Source organism: Thermus sp. FJN-A (genome assembly GCF_054655095.1).
Genome location: NZ_BAAHSC010000114.1, coordinates 1 through 850 on the forward strand (window position 1 = coordinate 1; position 850 = coordinate 850).

The 850-nt window shown below is 73.4% G+C and carries 1 pseudogene; it reads right to left on the reverse strand.

Annotated elements, in window-relative coordinates:
- Positions 1 to 783, reverse strand: a pseudogene (locus ACYQ0J_RS00585) (hypothetical protein); the annotation flags it as partial.
- Between the last annotated feature and the right edge of the window lie 67 nt (positions 784 to 850).

Genomic DNA, 850 nt, shown 5'->3' on the forward strand with positions numbered 1-850 from the left:
CTCGGAGTCTCCCTTAGGGGGACTTTTATATGACTCTCTCAGCCTCAGGCTCCAGGCGGTGCGCCCCCGGCGGGCGTCCTCCTCCAGGTCCCGCCACGGGTGGCGGAAGTCCTCCGGGTCCAGACGGGGGCGGGCCTCCCGGTGGGGCAGGCGCACGGCGTAAAGGGTCCCGGCGGCGTAGACCCCCGTCCGGCCCCGGAGGGTGGCCGGGGCGCGCCAGGCCCTCCGGCGGATGAGGCCCTTGGCCTCCAGGGAGGCCAGGGCCCGGTAGAGGGAGGCCTGGGGGATGCCCAGGGCCACGGAAAGGGCGTCGTTCACGGCGAAGAGGGAGACCTGGGACAGGTTCTTGGGCAGGGGCCTCCCCGGGCCCAGCCTCCGGGCCAGGACCTCGAGGCCCAGGGCGAGGAGGGCGCGGTAGGCCCTCCGCTCCCGCTCGGAAAGCTCTGGCAGGGTGCCCCGCCGCTCCCCTTCCGCCAGGAGGCGGTCCGCCAGCTCCCAGGGATCCCGCGGCCATTCAGGTGGAGGTGGGGAGGCGGAAAGCTCCTCCCGGGTGGGGCGGAGGTCCCGCTTGAGGCCCTCCAGGGGAGGCGCCTCCTCGGGCGTGGGCTCGGGGCCCTCGGGGGGAGGCGCGGCCCCCTCCAAAAGCCTCAGGTAGAGGGGCGGAAGCTCCTCGCCCCTCGCCCGCTTCCTCCGGGCCAGGGCCTCGAGGAAGGCCCGGCCCCGCTCGCTGATTCCTTCCGGCTGTTCTTTATAGCTCTTCCCTTCAACTCCCTCTTGGGGCATAAACCCCTCCCGTTTCGCGCGTGGGGGACGGCACTCCCCCGCGCGCCGCCTTGGCGCCTCTTGCCTT